This window comes from Kineococcus auxinigenes, from assembly GCF_050871525.1.
Classification (GTDB): Bacteria; Actinomycetota; Actinomycetes; order Actinomycetales; family Kineococcaceae; genus Kineococcus.
On record NZ_JBKBCT010000083.1, the window covers coordinates 1 to 16737 of the forward strand.

Annotated in this window: 14 protein-coding genes; 8 read left to right on the top strand and 6 right to left on the bottom strand. The window is 76.4% G+C overall.

The annotated features are described in order from the left end of the window. Positions 1–351: 351 nt before the first annotated feature. The 3 genes from ACRYR9_RS17195 to ACRYR9_RS17205 are packed head-to-tail and all read left to right on the top strand — an operon-like array spanning position 352 to position 3217. The gene (locus ACRYR9_RS17195) at positions 352–1701 is read left to right on the top strand and encodes a sensor histidine kinase (RefSeq protein ID WP_432494020.1); all 1350 of its coding nucleotides are present in this window, start codon (positions 352–354) and stop codon (positions 1699–1701) included. 38 nt (positions 1702–1739) lie between these two features. Beyond that, positions 1740–2408 (top strand): response regulator, encoded by a 669-nt coding sequence (locus ACRYR9_RS17200; RefSeq protein ID WP_432494087.1) that lies wholly within the window; start codon positions 1740–1742, stop codon positions 2406–2408. Then, a complete protein-coding gene (locus ACRYR9_RS17205; protein ID WP_432494018.1) occupies positions 2405–3217 on the top strand; it encodes a DUF4097 family beta strand repeat-containing protein in 813 nt (270 codons plus the stop codon). The genes ACRYR9_RS17200 and ACRYR9_RS17205 overlap by 4 nt, the downstream gene beginning before the upstream one ends. A gap of 9 nt (positions 3218–3226) precedes the next feature. On the opposite strand, the gene ACRYR9_RS17210 is transcribed toward ACRYR9_RS17205, so the two are convergent. From ACRYR9_RS17210 to ACRYR9_RS17230, 5 genes are all read right to left on the bottom strand, one after another. Beyond that, the gene (locus ACRYR9_RS17210) at positions 3227–4207 is read right to left on the bottom strand and encodes a bile acid:sodium symporter family protein (RefSeq protein WP_432494016.1); all 981 of its coding nucleotides are present in this window, start codon (positions 4205–4207) and stop codon (positions 3227–3229) included. 62 nt (positions 4208–4269) lie between these two features. Next, positions 4270–6186 (bottom strand): acetyl/propionyl/methylcrotonyl-CoA carboxylase subunit alpha, encoded by a 1917-nt coding sequence (locus ACRYR9_RS17215; RefSeq protein WP_432494014.1) that lies wholly within the window; start codon positions 6184–6186, stop codon positions 4270–4272. A gap of 46 nt (positions 6187–6232) precedes the next feature. Continuing rightward, positions 6233–6910, bottom strand: coding sequence for a Maf family protein (locus ACRYR9_RS17220; RefSeq protein WP_432494012.1), 678 nt, complete (start codon positions 6908–6910; stop codon positions 6233–6235). A gap of 33 nt (positions 6911–6943) precedes the next feature. Continuing rightward, positions 6944–8623 (bottom strand): DUF885 domain-containing protein, encoded by a 1680-nt coding sequence (locus ACRYR9_RS17225; protein WP_432494010.1) that lies wholly within the window; start codon positions 8621–8623, stop codon positions 6944–6946. 49 nt (positions 8624–8672) lie between these two features. After that, positions 8673–9704: an ABC transporter substrate-binding protein gene (locus ACRYR9_RS17230; RefSeq protein ID WP_432494008.1), complete on the bottom strand. Its 1032-nt coding sequence runs from the start codon at positions 9702–9704 to the stop codon at positions 8673–8675. Between the two features lie 106 nt (positions 9705–9810). Between ACRYR9_RS17230 and ACRYR9_RS17235 the strand changes: the two genes are divergently transcribed. Next, positions 9811–10683 carry a biotin--[acetyl-CoA-carboxylase] ligase gene (locus tag ACRYR9_RS17235; protein ID WP_432494006.1) on the top strand — a complete coding sequence of 291 codons (873 nt, stop codon included), beginning with the start codon at positions 9811–9813 and terminating at the stop codon, positions 10681–10683. Here the strand turns inward: ACRYR9_RS17235 and ACRYR9_RS17240 are convergent. Further along, the gene (locus tag ACRYR9_RS17240; RefSeq protein ID WP_432494004.1) at positions 10624–11238 is read right to left on the bottom strand and encodes a GtrA family protein; all 615 of its coding nucleotides are present in this window, start codon (positions 11236–11238) and stop codon (positions 10624–10626) included. The genes ACRYR9_RS17235 and ACRYR9_RS17240 overlap by 60 nt on opposite strands. Positions 11239–11764: 526 nt before the next feature. Between ACRYR9_RS17240 and ACRYR9_RS17245 the strand changes: the two genes are divergently transcribed. The 4 genes from ACRYR9_RS17245 (at position 11765) to ACRYR9_RS17260 (ending at position 16679) form a co-directional block, all read left to right on the top strand. Beyond that, the gene (locus ACRYR9_RS17245; RefSeq protein WP_432494085.1) at positions 11765–12931 is read left to right on the top strand and encodes a 5-(carboxyamino)imidazole ribonucleotide synthase; all 1167 of its coding nucleotides are present in this window, start codon (positions 11765–11767) and stop codon (positions 12929–12931) included. Between the two features lie 35 nt (positions 12932–12966). Continuing rightward, complete coding sequence (gene purE, locus ACRYR9_RS17250) at positions 12967–13461, top strand: 5-(carboxyamino)imidazole ribonucleotide mutase (RefSeq protein WP_432494083.1); 495 nt, start codon at positions 12967–12969, stop codon at positions 13459–13461. A gap of 4 nt (positions 13462–13465) precedes the next feature. Next, positions 13466–14785: an alpha/beta fold hydrolase gene (locus tag ACRYR9_RS17255; protein ID WP_432494002.1), complete on the top strand. Its 1320-nt coding sequence runs from the start codon at positions 13466–13468 to the stop codon at positions 14783–14785. Positions 14786–14921: 136 nt separating this feature from the next. Further along, a complete protein-coding gene (locus ACRYR9_RS17260) occupies positions 14922–16679 on the top strand; it encodes a S8 family serine peptidase (RefSeq protein WP_432494000.1) in 1758 nt (585 codons plus the stop codon). The last annotated feature ends 58 nt before the right edge of the window (positions 16680–16737 follow it).

Here is a 16737-nt window from a genome sequence, read left to right on the forward strand (position 1 = left end):
GTGCCGCCGGCGAACGCCGCGGCACCCGCCAGGAGCAGCAGCAGCCAGGCCACGACGACCAGCGCGCGGTGGCGCAGCGACCAGCGCGCCACCGCCGAACCGCGCGAGCCGTCGGGGACGCGGGGTTCAGCGGGGTCGTCGCGCTCGTCGGGGCGGACGGCTGTCGGGGTGCGCACGGGGACCTCCCGGGGGTTCTGGACGCACCCGGACGGGTGCGTCCACGACCCTGGCGGCCGTCGGGGGGCCCGGTCCCTGGCGCGCACCCCCGTGCGACGGTGGGGTTTTCCCCACCCGCGACCGGGGTGTGCGCACCGTCCCACCGCGGCCCCGTGCGGCCCTACTGTTCAGGACGTGAGCGAGAACACGATGCGCTGGGCCGCAGCGCTTCCAGCGGCGGACGACCGCGACGGGGCGCTGCGGGGCTGGGCGCGGGGCTGGTGGTCGGTGGTGCACCTGGTGCTGCACCCGCTCGTCCTGGGCCTGCACCTGACCGCCCTGGTGCTGCTGGTGGTGGGGATCGCCCTGGTCCCCGTGTTCGGCACCGGTCTGCTGCTGCTGCTGCCCGCGCGCCTGCTCGTCGGCGCCGGCGGCCGCCTGGAGCGCTACCGGCTGGCCGCCGTCCTGGACGTGCACGTCCCCGGGCGGCCCCGCGCGGCTCCGGAGGGGTCCTGGTGGCGACGCGTCGTGCTCGACGTGCGCCCCTGGCGGTACGCCGGTCACCTGGCCGTGGTGTGCACCCTCGGCGTGCTCGGCGCGGGCGTCGTCCTGGCCCTGACCGGCACCGGGCTCGCCGCCCTGGTGGCCCCCGCCCTCGCCGCCGGGCTCGACCACGACTCCCTGAGCTGGCCCTTCGGCATCCCCGGCACCCTCGACGCCCCCGGGTTCCTCGTCGTCGCCGGCGGGCTGGTGCTGCTGCTGCTGGCCCCCCTCGTGGCGGGCGCGTTCACCGCGGTCGAGGTGCGCTCGGCGCGCGCCCTGCTCGGCCCCGGCCGCCGCGAGCGCGAGGCCGTGCTGCGCCGGCGCGTGCAGACCCTCACCGAGACCCGCTCGCGCACCGTCGACTCCGTGGAGGCCGAGCGCCGCCGCATCGAGCGCGACCTGCACGACGGCCCGCAGCAGCGGCTGGTGTCGCTGGCCATGCAGCTCGGCATGGCCAAGCGCGCCCTGGACCGCGGCGGCCCCGACGCCGCCCGCGAGTTCCTCGAGGCCGCCAGCGGGTCGGCCTCCGCCGCCATCTCCGACATGCGCCACGTCGCCCGCGGCATCCACCCGCCGGTGCTCACCGACCGCGGCCTGGACGCCGCCGTCTCGGCGCTCGCCGCCGCCAGCCCCGTCCCGGTGGACGTCGAGGTGCTCTTCCCCGCCGAGCAGCGGCCCAGCGCCACCGCCGAGGCCATCGCCTACTTCTGCGTCTCCGAGGCGCTGACGAACACCGCCAAGCACGCCCGCGCCTCCCGCGCCGTCGTGCAGCTGTGGCACGAGGCCGCCCCCGGCCAGGGGCTGCTGCGCCTGCGGGTCAGCGACGACGGGGTGGGCGGTGCCGCCCCCGCCGGCGGCACCGTCGCCGACGGCGGCAGCGGCCTGCGCGGGCTGGGCGACCGCCTCGCCGCCGTGGACGGCCGGCTGCGCCTGGACAGCCCCGCCGGCGGCCCCACCGTCCTGGAGGTCGCCGTGCCGTGGACCGCGGGCGGTTCCCGGTGAGCGCGCCCGCCGCCGCGCCGGAGCAGGACGCCGCACCGCTGCGGGTGGTGCTGGCGGAGGACTCCGTGCTGCTGCGCGAGGGCCTGGTGCAGCTGCTGCGCGCCGAGGGCGTCGACGTGGTCGCCGCCGTGGACGACGCCGAGGCGCTGCTGCGCGCCGCCGCCGAGCACGAGCCCGACCTGGTGCTCACCGACGTGCGCATGCCGCCGGCGTTCACCGACGAGGGCCTGCGCGCCGCGATCCTCGTGCGCGCCCGCCACCCCGGCACCGCGGTGCTGGTGCTGTCGCAGTACGTGGAGGAGAGCTACGCCGCCGAGCTGCTGGGCGGTCGCGCCCGCGGCGTCGGCTACCTGCTGAAGGACCGCGTCGGCGACGTCGACGAGTTCGTCACCACCCTGCGCCGCGTCGCCGCCGGCGGCACCGCCGTCGACCCCGAGGTCGTCGCGCAGCTGCTCTCGCGGGCCCGCCGCGACGACCCCCTGGAGCACCTGACGCCCCGCGAGCTGGAGGTCCTGCAGCTCATGGCCGAGGGCCGCTCCAACACGGCCATCGCCGCCCGGCTGGTCGTCACCGACAAGGCCGTGGAGAAGCACGTGTCGAACATCTTCGCCAAGCTGGGGCTGCCGCCGGCCACCGAGGACCACCGCCGCGTCCTGGCGGTGCTGCGGCACCTGGAGTCCGCCGCCCGGCCCGGGGGTGCGGCGTGAGCGCCCCCACCGTGCCGCTCGCGGTGGACGCACCCCCGCCCGCCCCGCCGCGCCGCCCTGCGGGGCGCGCCGCCCTCGCGGTGCTGGCCGCGGCCGTCGTCGGCTTCGGCGCCGTGGACGTGCTGGGGGACCTGACCGCCACCCGCACCGAGTCCACCCGTGAGATCGGGGGAGTCGTCGCCGCCGTGCGGACCGTGGGCGGCACCGGCGACGTCGTGGTGGTCGCCGACCCCGCCGCGCAGGGCGTGCAGCTGCGCACCCTCGTGCACGACGGCTGGGCGCGCGCCCGCTCCAGCGCCGACGTCGTCGACGGCGAGCTGCGGCTGAGCGCCGACTGCGGCAGCGGCAGCTGGCTCAGCCCCTGCGAGGTCGACTGGGAGCTCACCGTTCCCGAGGGCCTCGACCTGAACCTGCGCACCGGGACCGGCGACCAGGAGCTGACCGGCGTCTTCGGCGCCGTCACCGCCCGCGCCGGCACCGGCGACGTGCGCTGGGACTCCGCGAGCGGCGGGTCGCTGGACGTGGAGACCGGCACCGGCGAGCTGGAGGTGCGCGGGGAGGTGGCGTCGTTGCGGGCCCGCGCCGGCACCGGCGACGTGGAGGCGTGGTTCGACACCGCCCCCACCACGGTCGAGGTGACCACCGGCACCGGTGACGCCACGGTGCGGGTGCCCACCGACGGCACCTACGCGGTGGACGTCAGCACCGGCCTCGGCGACGAGGTCGTCGAGGTGCCCGTCGACACCACCTCCGGGCAGCGGATCTCGGTGCGCACCTCCACGGGCGACGCCTCGGTCCTGCCGCGTTGAGGAGCCCGGTCAGCGTTCGCCGGGCCCCACCGGCTCGCCGGCCCGGTCGGCGCCCTCGCCGGTGGCCACCGGCCGGCGCGACCACCAGCTCGCCAGCAGCGAGCCGGACACGTTGTGCCACACCGAGAAGATCGCCGCCGGCAGCGCCGCGGCCGGTGCGAAGTGCACGGTGGCCAGCGCGGCGGCCAGGCCGGAGTTCTGCATGCCCACCTCGATGCTGACCGCGCGCCGGCTCGCCGCGGACAGGCCGCACGCGCGCCCGACGCCGTAGCCCAGCAGCAGGCCGCCCAGGTTGTGCAGGACGACGGCCAGGACCACCAGCGCGCCGACGTCCAGGACCGTGCCGGCGCTGCCCGCCACGACCACCAGGACCACCGCGGTGATGCCGGCCACCGACACCAGCGGCAACACGTCCAGGCAGCGCTCGACGAGGCGCGGCAGCAGCAGGCGCAGCCCCAGCCCCAGCAGCACCGGCACCAGGACGATCTGCACGATCGAGGTGAACAGGGCCGCGCCGCTGACCGGCAGCGAGCGGCCGACCAGGGCCAGCACCAGCAGCGGCGTCAGCACCGGGGCCAGCAGCGTGGACACCGAGGTCATCGCCACCGACAGGGCGGTGTCGCCCCTGGCCAGGTACACCATCACGTTGGAGGCGGTGCCGCCCGGGGCCGCGCCGACGAGGATCATCCCGGCCGTCAGCACCGCCGAGAACCCGAGCAGCTGGGCGATGCCCCACCCCAGCAGCGGCATGATCGTGTACTGGGCCGCCACGCCCAGCAGCAGCGCCCACGGGCGCCGGGCGATGACCGCGAAGTCGCCCGGGCGCATCGTCATGCCCATCCCCAGCATGATCACGCTGAGCAGCCACGGCACCGCCGGCGACCAGCCGTCGAACGTCCCCGGGGACGCCAGGGCCAGTGCCCCGGCCACCAGGACGATCACCGTGAACCACCGACCGACCGCACCGCTCACCCGCTGCACCCTCGTCACGCGGCCGAGGCTCCCACGCCGCGGTGCCGCACCGGTGCCGCCGCACCGGCACAGGGAGGGGTTCAGTCGACGATCTCGCAGATGACGGTGCCGGTGGTGGTGGTGTCGCCCTGCGCTGCGGTCAGCCCGGAGACCGTGCCCGCCTTGTGCGCGGTCAACGGCTGCTCCATCTTCATCGCCTCCAGCACCGCGACCAGGTCGCCCGCCTCGACGCGGTCGCCGTCGGCGACCTCCACCTTCACGATCGTGCCCTGCATCGGCGCGACCAGCGCGTCCGGGTTCGCCGCCGAACCCCCCTGCGCCTTCGAGCCCTTCCGGCCGCGCCCACCACCGCGGTGCGTGGTGCTGCGGTACGCGCGGGCCACGGCCGCACCGGCCGCCACGCCCGCCCGGGAGATCTCGTGCCCGGCGCGGGACAGCTGCGCGTTCAGGTGCTCCACCGGCAGGGAGACCTCCAGGCGCTTGCCCGCGACCTCCACCACGATCGTCTCGCGGTGCGCCGGCCCGCCGTCCGCGGCGTGCAGGTCGCCCGAGCCCGGCAGCACCGAGGCGTCGAACTCCGTCTCGATCCAGCGCGTGTGCACCGCGAAACCCGCCGGGCCCGTCCCGGTGAACGCCGGGTCCGCCACCACCGAGCGGTGGAACGACAGCACCGTCGGCACGCCCTCCACCTGGAACTCCGCCAGGGCGCGCGCCGCGCGCGCCAGCGCCTGCTCACGGGTGGCGCCGGTGACGATCAGCTTGGCCAGCAGCGAGTCGAAGTCCTGGGAGATCTCCACCCCGCCGCTGACCGCGGCGGCGCGCGGGTCGATGCCGGTGTCCACCCGCACGCCCGGCCCGGACGGCAGGGAGAAGCGGGTCAGCTTGCCCGGGCGCGGCAGGAAACCGGCCGAGGGGTCCTCACCGTTGACGCGGAACTCGATCGAGTGCCCGCGGGTGGGCACCTCGTCGTAGCCGAGCGCTTCGCCGCGGGCGATGCGGAACTGCTCCACCACCAGGTCCAGGCCGCTGACCTCCTCGGTCACCGGGTGCTCGACCTGCAGGCGGGTGTTGACCTCCAGGAACGCCAGCGTGCCGTCCGCGGCCACCAGGAACTCCACCGTGCCGGCGCCCACGTACCCGGCCTCGCGCACGATCGCCAGCGACGCGCGGCGCAGCTCGGCGTCCTGCTCGGGGCTCAGGAACGGCGCGGGCGCCTCCTCCACGAGCTTCTGGTGCCGGCGCTGCAGCGTGCAGTCGCGGGTGGAGACGACCACCGCGCCGCCGTGCGCGTCCGCCAGCACCTGCGTCTCCACGTGCCGGGGGCGGTCCAGGTAGCGCTCCACGAAGCACTCCCCGCGCCCGAACGCGGCCTCCGCCTCGCGCACCGCCGAGGCGAACAGCTCCGCGACGTCCTCGCGCCGGCGCGCCACCTTCAGGCCGCGCCCGCCACCGCCGAACGCCGCCTTGATGGCGATGGGCAGGCCGTGCTCGTCCGCGAAGGCCAGCACCTCGTCCACGCCGGCCACCGGGTCCGGGGTCCCGGCCACCAGGGGCGCGCCCGCGCGGGCGGCCAGGTGGCGGGCGGAGACCTTGTCGCCCAGCGACTCGATCGCCGCCGGCGGCGGGCCGATCCACGTCAGGCCCGCGTCGATCACCGACTGGGCGAACTGCGCGTTCTCCGAGAGGAACCCGTAGCCCGGGTGCACCGCGTCGGCACCGGCGCGCAGCGCGACCTCCACGAGCTTGGCGCCGTCGAGGTAGCTCTCGCGGGCCGTGGTGCCGCCCAGCGCGTACGCCTCGTCGGCCATCCGCACGTGCAGCGCGTCGCGGTCGCCCTCGGAGTACACCGCCACGGAGGCGATCCCCGCGTCCCGGGCGGCGCGCACCACGCGCACCGCGATCTCGCCGCGGTTGGCGATGAGCACCTTGGTGACGGGGCCCGTCACCGCGAGCGGACCCGGGGCGGTCGGCTCGGCGGCGGGCTCGGGGGAGGTCATGCGGTGTTCTCCGGGGGTTCGGCGGGGGTTCGGGCGACGGCTGAGACTACTGCCCGCCCGTGCGGGCAGCCTCCCCGCGCGCCCCCGCACCCGGGGCCCACAGCTCCGGCCACGCCACGCCCGCCTCGCGCACCAGGTCGCGCAGCAGCGGCAGCGAGACCCCCACGACGGCGTGCGGGTCGCCCTCCACGCCCCGCACGAACGCCCCGCCCAGGCCGTCCAGGGTGAACGCGCCGGCCACCGCGAGCGGCTCGCCGGTGGCCACGTAGGCGTCGACCTCGGCGTCGGTGAGGTCGGCGAAGTGCACCGTCACCGACGCCACGCCGCCCAGGGTCGCGCCGGAGCCGTCCTCGCGAGCGTCGACCAGCCAGTGACCGGTGTGCAGGACACCGCTGCGCCCGCGCATGGCGAACCAGCGCTCGCGGGCCTGCGCGGCGTCGGCGGGCTTGCCGTGCACCTGCTTGACGCCGTCCGGGCCCTCGACCTCCAGCACGGAGTCGCAGCCCAGCACGAGGGCGTCCTCGGGGACCTCCTCGCGACCGGCGACGTCCTCGGCCTTGGCGCGCGCCAGCACCAGGCACACGTCCTCGCCGTCGGTGACGCCGTAGCGCTCGACCACGGCGGGCTCGTCGACGTCGGAGACGACGACCGCGGGGTCCAGGCCGGCCGCGCGCAGGGTGGCGAGGCGGGCGGGGGAGGCGGAGGCGAGCAGCAGCGACGGCACGCCCGCATCCTCCCACCCGGCCGCCGGGCGCCCTCAGCCGAGGAGCGCCCCGCGCAGGACGTCCAGGCCGACCGAGCCCAGGTCCAGGGCGCGGCGGTGGAACGCCACCAGGTCGAAGGCGGCACCCTCGCGGCGCTGGACCTGCGCGCGCACCGACTCCCACAGCCGCTGGCCGACCTTGTAGCTCGGCGCCTGCCCCGGCCAGCCCAGGTAGCGGTCCAGCTCGAAGCGCAGCACGTCCTCGTGGTTGCCCGAGCAGCTCGTCAGGTACGACCACGCGGCCTCGTACGTCCACGCGCCGCCGCCGACCTCGGCGGGCGCCTCGAAGCCGCAGTGCACGCCGATGTCGATGACCACCCGCGCGGCGCGCAGCAGCTGCGCGTCGAGCATCCCCAGCACCTCGCCGGGCCCGCGCAGGAACCCCAGGTCCGCGGCGAGGCGCTCGGCGTACAGCGCCCAGCCCTCGCCGTGCCCGGAGACCCAGCACCCCTGCCGGCGCCAGCGGTTCAGGACCTCCGCGCGCACCGCCGCCTGCCCGATCTGCAGGTGGTGCCCCGGCACCCCCTCGTGGTGCACGGTGGTCGCCTCGCGCCAGGTGGAGAACGTGCTCTGCCCCGGCGGCACCGCCCACCACATGCGCCCGGGCCGGGAGAAGTCCTCGCTGGGCCCGGTGTAGTAGATGCCGCCGCCCGTGGTGGGGGCGATGCGGCACTCCAGGCGGCGCACCTGCTCGGGCACGTCGAAGTGGGTGCCGGCCAGGGCGGCCACGGTCTCGTCGGAGCGCTGCTGCATCCAGTCGCGGAACGCCGGTGCGCCCGTGACGACGGTGGCCGGGTCGGCGTCCAGGGCGGCCGCCGCGGCCGCCACGTCCGGCGAGCCGGTGATCTCCCGCGCGGTGCGGGCCATCTCGTCGCGCAGCCGCGCGACCTCGTCCAGGCCCCACGCGTACGTCTCGGCCAGGTCCACGGAGGCGCCGAGGAAGTACCGCGAGAACAGCCGGTAGCGCTCGGTGCCCACGGCGTCGTCGGCCGGCGCCTGCGGCAGCAGCTCCGTGCGCAGGAACGAGGCCAGCCGCCCGTACGCCCGCGCCGCCTCGCCCGCGCTGCGAGCCACGTCCGCGGCGAGCGCGCCCTCCAGCGGCCGCCCGTCCACCGCGGCGGCCGCGGCGAACGCGCCGAAGAACCCCTCCGGGGCGGCGTACGAGGCGGCTTCGGCCGCGCACGCCCCCACCTGCCGGACGGCGGCGACCCGCCCGCGGGCCGCGGCGGTGCGCAGGCTCTCCACGTAGCCCTCGACCGCCGCCGGGACCGCGGCGAGCCGCCGTGCCGCGTCGGCCCAGTCGTCCTCGCTCGCGGTCGGCACCAGGTCGAAGACCATCCGCAGGTCCTGCACCGGGGAGGCGATGACGTTCAGCTCGCCGAGGTCCTCGCCGGCCTCGTGCAGCTCCAGCTCCACCCCGAGGCGCTCGCGCAGCGCGGCGGCGGTGACGCGGTCCACGTCGTCGGCGGCCCCGGTCGCCTCGACGGCGGCGAGGGTGCTGCGCGCCAGGTCCGCCAGCTCGGCCAGCCCGGCGGGGGAGCGGTCGCCCAGGCCGGGAGCGGGGTCGGGGGCGCCGACGGACAGCGCCAGGGCCGGCTGCAGCCGCAGCAGGGCGGAGAAGTGGTCCTCGGCGATCGCGTCGAGGGCGGTGGGCCGGCGCGGTGCGGTGCTCACCGCGCCGACCCTAGCGGCGCTGCCGGCGGTGCTCCTCAGGCGGCGCGCCTCACGCGGCGGCCTCCGCGGCGGCGGCGGCGTCGGCCAGCATCGGCACCGTGCGGTCCAGCTGCCAGGGCAGGTTCAGCAGCGTGGTGGAGGTGGCGGCGATGAGGTTCTCGTCGGTGAGCCAGACCACCGCGCCGTTCGCGACGGCGGGCATGGTGGCGTACACGGGGTCGGCGCTCAGCTGCTCGAGGGTCAGCTCGCCGTAGCCGACGAGGACGTCGCAGTCCAGGTCGCGCACCCGCTCCTTGGCGACCTCCACGTAGAACGCCTCGGAGGACTGCGCCAGCGCCGTGACGCCCGGGGCGTCGACCAGGCCGAGCCCGTGCAGGGTGTCCACCCGCGAGTCGCCGGGCAGGTACACCGACAGGCCCGCGGCGGTGGCGTACACGTACGCGAAGGTCTTGCCCTCCAGCTGCGGGTTCGCGGCGGCGCGCGCGGCGACGTCGGCCTCGGCCTTCGCGACGAGGTCCTCGGCCTCCTGCGCCTTGCCGACGGCCTGCCCGATGAGCTTCGCCTGGTCCTGCCAGGTGGTCTGCCACGGCTGGTCGGGGTAGGCGACCGTGGGGGCCACCTGCGCGAGGGTGTCCCAGTCCTGCTCGGTCAGGCCGGAGTTCACCGCGAGCACCAGGTCGGGGGCCAGCTCGGCGATCGCCTCGAAGGGCACCTCGCCGGTCTCGCTGGCGCCGATCGACGTGGTGGCGGAGGGGTCGTAGTGCCCCTCCCACCACGGGTAGGCGCCGTCCTCGCCGCCGTAGGTCACCTCCGGCACGCCCACCGGCTGCAGGCCCAGCGCCCACACCACGTCCTGGGAGCCCCAGCCCCAGGTGACGATCCGATCGGGGGCCGCCTCGACGGTGGTGGTGCCCAGGGCGTGCTGCACCTCGACGGGGAAGGCGTCCGCGGCCGCGGTGCCGGCGGCGGTGGAGCCGGAGGTGGTGGCGCCCGAGCTCTGCGACCCGCAGGCGGTGGCGGCGGCCAGCGCCGCCAGGGGGGCGCTGAGCAGCAGGGAACGGCGGGTCGCGCGCACGGGCACGGGGACTCCTCGACGGAACGGCGGGGTAGGACAGGCAAACCTAAGCACACATCGGTCGAGGCGGAGGACCCGCCCCTCCGCGGAGCGGGCCGTTACGGTGGGCCGCGTGGACCCCGCGGGCACCGCCGGACCCTGGAGCGACCTGGAGCGGCCCCCGCTGCGGGTGCTCGCCCTGCGCCGCGCCCTGCTCGGCCCGGGCGGGTGGGCGGCGCTGGACGTGGTGGTGCGCACCGGCTCCACCAACGCCGACCTGCTCGAGCGCAGCGCCCGCGACGACGCCCCCGACGGCACCGTGCTCGTGGCCGAGCACCAGGACGCCGGCCGCGGGCGCCTGGGGCGCACCTGGAGCTCGCCCCCGAGGGCGGGGCTGGCGGTGTCGGTGCTGGTGCGCCCGGCCGCCGACCCGCGGGGGTGGTCGTGGCTGCCGCTGCTGACCGGCCTCGCCGTGGTGGACGCCGTGGGCGCCCTCGGCGTGGACGCGGGCCTGAAGTGGCCCAACGACGTGCTCGTGCGCGGGCCGGGGCGCCCGGGGAAGGTCTGCGGGGTGCTGGCCGAGGTGCGCGGCGGCGCCGTCGTGCTCGGCGCCGGGCTCAACGTGACGCAGCGCGCCGACGAGCTGCCGCCGGCACCCGGTGGCCCCGGCGCTGCGCAGGACGGTGCTGCGGGCCCGGTCCCGCCGACGTCCCTGGTGCTGGCCGGGGCGCGCGGCACCGACCGCGACACCGTGCTGCGCCGCTACCTGCGGGCCCTGCGCACCCGGCTGGACGAGTGGGCGGCCGACCCCGCGGCCACGGCGGACGCCTACCGCGCCGCCTGCCTCACCCTGGGGGCGCCCGTGCGCGCCCACCTGCCCGGCGGGCGGGTGCTCACGGGCACGGCCGAGGACGTCGACGGCACCGGCCGGCTGCTGCTGCTCGGCTCAGACGGGGCCCGGACGAGCCTGGCCGCGGCCGACGTCGTCCACCTGCGCGGGGTGTGAGGTGCCCGGCGGCCGCAGGGCGTCGCCCTGGTGGGGGGCCTCCCAGCCCTCCTCGCGCAGCTCCTCCACGAACACGAAGCGGCGGTAGGCCCACCAGCGGAACAGCGTCCCCAGCCCCACCCCCACGACCTTCGCGGAGATGTTCGAGGCCAGCGGCCCCCGCAGCTCCAGCACGTAGTACGTGAAGCCCAGGCAGGCGGCGCTGATGAGCAGGCCCACGCCGTTCATCACCGCGAACAGCAGCAGCTCGCGCGGCGCCGAGGCGCGCCGGCGGTGCCGGAAGGTCCAGTAGCGGTTGCCCAGCCAGGCCACCACGACGCTGACGACCACCGCGATCCCGTTGGCGGTCAGCGGCTTGTGGTGCAGGACCCCCACGCCGTCGGGGCCGGCGTAGCGCAGCAGGTTGAAGACGCCGAAGTCGGTGACGAAGGCGACCGCCCCCACCACGCCGAACTTCGCGGCCTCCCGCGCCAGCACCTCGTAGGTGGCGCGCAACCGCGCGATCAGCCCGGGGCGGGGGGTGCCGGGGGGCTGGTCAGCCGTCTGGGAAGCCACGGTGGGCGGTGCTCCGTTCGTCGCGTCCCGCCGCGCGCGGGGCTCGTCCGTCTCGAGCCCGCAGTGTGACGGATCCGCCTGGGAGCGCCCCGCGCGCGGTGGTCAGCGGTCGGCGCGGCTGCGGCCCTTCGACGGGTCGAGGTGGTCCTCCATCTTGACGGCACCGAGGATGCCGACGACGACGAGCGCCACGCAGGCGATGACGGTGAGCACTGCAGGTTCCCCCTCCGTGGGACGCTCCGCGGGTCCACGGAGCGGACCCAAGGATTCACCACCCGTCCGGTACGGGCATCCCGGAACCAGGGTGGACCCACGGGCCGTCACCGACCGTGTGGAGGCCCTCGACACGCCGTGCGTTCCAGTTCCCCGACACGCCGGGCGCGGGGGTCCGCGGCCGTCGCCTACCCTCCCTGCTGTGACGAGCGCCCCCTCCGACGCCGCCCCCTCCGACGCCGCCCCCTCCGACGCCTCCGCCGGCGCCCGGCCGGACCCCGCGCCGTACGCGCGACCCGGCGGCTTCCCCGTCGTGGGCGTCGTCGGCGGCGGTCAGCTCGCCCGCATGATGCAGCCGGCCGCGGTGGCCCTGGGCCTGCGCCTGCGGGTGCTCGCGGAGGGGCCCGACGTCAGCGCCGCCCAGGTGATCACCCCCGCCCCGGTCGGTGCGGCCGGCGACGTGGCGGCGCTGCGCGCCTTCGCGGCGGAGTGCGACGCCGTGACCTTCGACCACGAGCACGTGCCCGCCGAGGGGCTGCGCGCGATGGCGGAGCTGACCAGCGTGCAGCCCGGCGCCGACGCCCTCCTGCACGCCCAGGACAAGATCGTCATGCGGGAGCGCCTCACCGGGCTCGGGGTCCCGTGCCCGCGCTGGGCCCGCGTGGGCGGCCGCGCCGACGTGGAGGCGTTCGCGGCCGGCGCCGGCTGGCCGGTGGTGCTGAAGACCCCGCGCGGCGGTTACGACGGCAAGGGCGTCCTCGTGCTCGACGGCCCGGACGACGCCGGCTGGGCCACCGCCGACGCCTGGTTCGCCGACTGGGCCGGGCGCGGGCCGCTGCTGGCCGAGGAGCACGTGCCGTTCGTGCGCGAGCTCGCCGCCCTGGTCGCCCGCAGCCCCTCCGGGCAGGCCGCGGCCTGGCCGGTCGTGGAGACCGTCCAGCGCGACGGGGTGTGCCACGAGGTCACCGCACCCGCCCCGGACCTCGACCCCGACGTGGCTGCGCAGCTGACCGGCGCGGCGCTGCGGATCGCCGGCGGGCTGGGCGTCACCGGGGTGCTCGCCGTGGAGGTGTTCGAGGTCGAGCGGGACGGGCGCCGCGAGGTGCTCGTCAACGAGCTGGCGATGCGCCCGCACAACTCCGGGCACTGGAGCATCGACGGCTCCGTCACCAGCCAGTTCGAGCAGCACCTGCGCGCCGTGCTGGACCTGCCGCTGGGCGACACCGCCGCCCGCGCGCCCTGGACGGTCATGGTCAACGTCCTCGGCCCGGCGAGCATCGAGGAGCGGCACGCCGACCTGTACCGCTCCTACCTGCACGTCATGGCCCACGACCCGGGTGTCAAGGTGCACCTGTACGGCAAGGAGCAGCGGCCCGGCCGCAAGCTCGGCCACGTCACCGTCTACGGCGACGACCTGGAATCCGTCCGCGCGCGCGCCCGGCACGCAGCGGCCTTCATCGCGGGGGAGATCGACGAGTGAACGCACGCGCGCAGGCGGTCGAGGTCGGCCTGGTCATGGGCTCGGACTCCGACTGGCCCGTCATGGAGGACGCGGCGAAGGCGCTGGAGGAGTTCGGCATCGGTTACGAGGCCGACGTCGTCTCCGCGCACCGCATGCCGCACGACATGGTCGCCTGGGGCGCCTCGGCCGCGCAGCGGGGGCTGCGCGTCGTCATCGCCGGGGCGGGCGGCGCCGCGCACCTGCCGGGGATGCTCGCCAGCGTCACCCCGCTGCCCGTCATCGGCGTGCCGGTGCCCCTGCGGCACCTGGACGGGATGGACTCGCTGCTGTCCATCGTGCAGATGCCCTCCGGGGTCCCGGTGGCGACCGTCTCCATCGGCGGGGCCCGCAACGCCGGGCTGCTGGCCGTGCGGATCCTCGCCGCCACCGACGAGCCGCTGCGCGAGCGGGTCGTGGAGTTCCAGGAGGCGCTGCGGCAGACCGCCGTGGACAAGGGGGAGAAGCTGCGGGCGCGGGCCCGGCGCACCGGCACGGGTTTCGGCGCCTGACGCCGTGGTCCCCGTCCCGGCGACCGGCCTCGCCACCGAGTCCCACCGCGTCGACGGCCACGACGTGCACGAGCACGTCCTGACCGTCCCGCTGGACCGCACCGGCGCCGAACCCGGTGCCGTGGAGGTGTTCGCCCGCGAGTACGTGCGCGACGGGCGCGAGCGCGCCCCGCGGCTGGTGTTCTTCCAGGGCGGGCCCGGGAACCCCGCACCGCGCCCGGACGTCGTCGGCGGCTGGCTGGACCGGGCGCTGGAGGAGTTCCGCGTGGTGCTGCTGGACCAGCGCGGCACCGGCCGCTCCACGCCGCTGGACGCGCAGTCCCTCGGTGAGGTCGGCGGTGCCGCAGCACAGGCCCGGTACCTCGCGCACTTCCGCGCCGACTCCGTCGTCGCCGACGCCGAGGCGCTGCGCGGGGCGCTGCAGGACGACGAGCCCTGGTGGGCGCTGGGGCAGAGCTACGGCGGTTTCGTCATCACCTGCTACCTGTCGCAGGCGCCGCACGGACTGGCGGGGGCGCTCGTCACCGCCGGGCTGCCGGGGCTGCGCAGCAGCGCCGACGAGGTGTACCGGCTCACCTACGCGCAGACCGCCGTGCGCAACGAGGAGTTCTTCGCCCGGTACCCGCGCGACGAGGCGGTCGCCCGCGCCGTCGCGCAGCACCTGGACGACACCGAGGAGCTCCTGCCGACGGGGGAGCGGCTGAGTTCCGCCCGGTTCCGCACCCTGGGGATCGCGCTGGGTCAGCAGTCCGGTTTCGACGCGCTGCACTTCGTGCTGGAGGACCCCTTCACCACCGTGCGCGGCGAGCGCCGGCTGCGGCGGCGGTTCCTCCTCGAGGCCGGGCGCCGGCTCTCGTTCGCGGCGCACCCGCTGTACGCGGTGCTGCACGAGTCGATCTACGCGCAAGGGGCCGCCACCGGCGGGGCCACGGCCTGGTCGGCGCACCGGGTGCGCGAGGAGTTCGCCGGGTTCTCCCTCGACGCGCCCGCCGGGGCGCCGTTCCGCTTCACCGGCGAGCACGTGTACCCGTGGCAGTTCGAGCAGGACCCGGCGCTGGTGCCGCTGCGCGGCGCGGCGGACCTGCTGGCCCGGCGCGCCGACCTGCCCGCGCTGTACGACCCGGACGCGCTGGCCCGCAACGCGGTCCCGCTGACGGCAGCGGTGTACGTGGACGACATGTTCGTGCCGTACGCGCTCAGCGCCCGCACCGCGCGCGAGGTGCGCGGCGCCCGCACGCTCGTCACCAACGCCTACCAGCACGACGGGTTGCGGATGGACGGGCGGCGGCTGCTGGACCAGTTGCTGGACGTCGTGCGGCGCTGAGGACGGTGGTCGCGGCGACGTCGCGATCGACGATCTGCTCAGCGCGCCCCCTTGTCTGTGCGCAGTCTGAGCACCACACTCGGCCACGCCATTGCGCCGGACGGGTGATGGCCCGTCCGATCAACCAGGAGGCCACGTGCGCAAGATCGTCCTCTCCTCCGCGCTGAGCGTCTCGCTCGTCGCGGCGACCCTCGCCGCCACGCAGACCGCGTCCTCGGCCGACCCCACTGCCAGCACCACCACCGGCACCGTCGCCGGTGGCGTGACGGTCCGCACCGCCGGTGAGTACGTCGTCCTCTACGACGAGGGCACCACCGACGCGATGGCCCGCGCGGCCATCGCCGCCGCCGGCGGCACCGTCGTGTCCAGCAACGAGTCCGTCGGGTACGCCTTCGTGCGCACCGAGTCCGAGGAGTTCGCCGCCCGGGCCGAGCAGGCCCCCGGCCTGCTCGGTGCCGCCGCCAACCGCCGCATCGGCACCTCGCCCGACGGCACCGACGAGGCCGACGACGCCGTCGAGCGGCTGACCGCCACCGTCGCCGACGCCACCGCCGGCGTCGCGCTGAAGTCGTCCGCGGCGAAGGGCCCCGACGCCGAGCCGCTGGCCGGCCTGCAGTGGGACATGGCCGCCATCGACGCCACCGCCGAGGGTTCGTACCGCGTCCAGCCCGGCAGCGAGAAGGTCACCGTCGGCGTCATCGACACCGGCGTCGACGGTTCGCACCCGGACCTGGCGCCGAACTTCGACGCCGCCGGCAGCCGCAACTTCGTCACCGACCTGCCCGAGGTCGACGGCCCCTGCGAGGTCGAGGGCTGCGTCGACCCGGCCGACGTCGACGAGGGCGGCCACGGCACCCACGTCGCCGGCACCATCGCCGCGGCCACCAACGACCTCGGCATCGCCGGCGTCGCCCCCGGGGTTAACCTGGTCAACCTGCGCGCCGGCCAGGACTCCGGGTACTTCTTCCTGCAGCCCGTGCTGGACGCCATCACCTTCGCCGGCGACTCCGGCGTCGACGTGGTGAACATGAGCTTCTACGTCGACCCGTGGCTGTACAACTGCCAGGCCAACCCCGCCGACTCCCCCGAGGAGCAGGCCGAGCAGCGCGTCACCGTCGCCGCCGTGCAGCGCGCGATCGACTACGCGCGCAGCAAGGGCGTGCTGCCCGTGGGTGCCGCCGGCAACGCCGCCACCGACCTCGGCGCCCCCGGCGTGGACGCCTCCAGCCCGAACTTCCCGCTGGACGAGGAGGGCAACCCCGTCGGTGCCCGCGAGCGCACCATCGACAACTCCACCTGCCTGAGCGTGCCCGCCGAGAGCGACGGCGTCGTGACCGTCACGTCCGTCGGCCCGTCCGGGCGCAAGGCGTACTACTCGAACTACGGCACCGAGCAGGCCGACGTGGCCGCGCCCGGCGGCGACGCGTACGACACCCCGAACGGGCGCGCGGACGCGGCCGCGCAGATCCTCTCCACCTACCCGGAGAGCGTGCTCGCCGCCGAGGGCGCCATCGACGAGGACGGCGAGCCGACCACCGCGTCCGTGGTGCGCGAGGTGACCGAGGACGGCACCAGCGCCTACTACCGCTACCTGCAGGGCACCTCGATGGCCGCCCCGCACGCCGCCGGCGTCGCCGCGCTCATCGTCAGCGAGCACGGGGAGAAGGACCCCGCCCACCCGGGCACCCTGACCCTCGACCCGTCGCTGACCGAGGCGCTGCTGCTCGGCACCGCCGAGGACGTGGCCTGCCCGGTGCCGGCGGAGTTCACCTACCGCCGCGTGACCGCCTCCGGCGAGTCGATCACCACGGCGACCTGCGCCGGCCCGGCCGACGTGAACGGTTTCTACGGGCAGGGCGTGGTCAACGCCCTGGACGCGGTCACCGCGTTCTGACCGGCGCTCCTGCCGGCGCCTGACCACGCGGGGCGCGGGGGTGGCTGCGGCCACCCCC

Coding starts and splice junctions, on each gene's coding strand:
- ACRYR9_RS17215 (WP_432494014.1), bottom strand. CDS start 6,186: ATGACCTCCCCCGAGCCCGCCGCCGAGCCGACCGCCCCGGGTCCGCTC.
- purE (WP_432494083.1), top strand. CDS start 12,967: ATGGGCTCGGACTCCGACTGGCCCGTCATGGAGGACGCGGCGAAGGCG.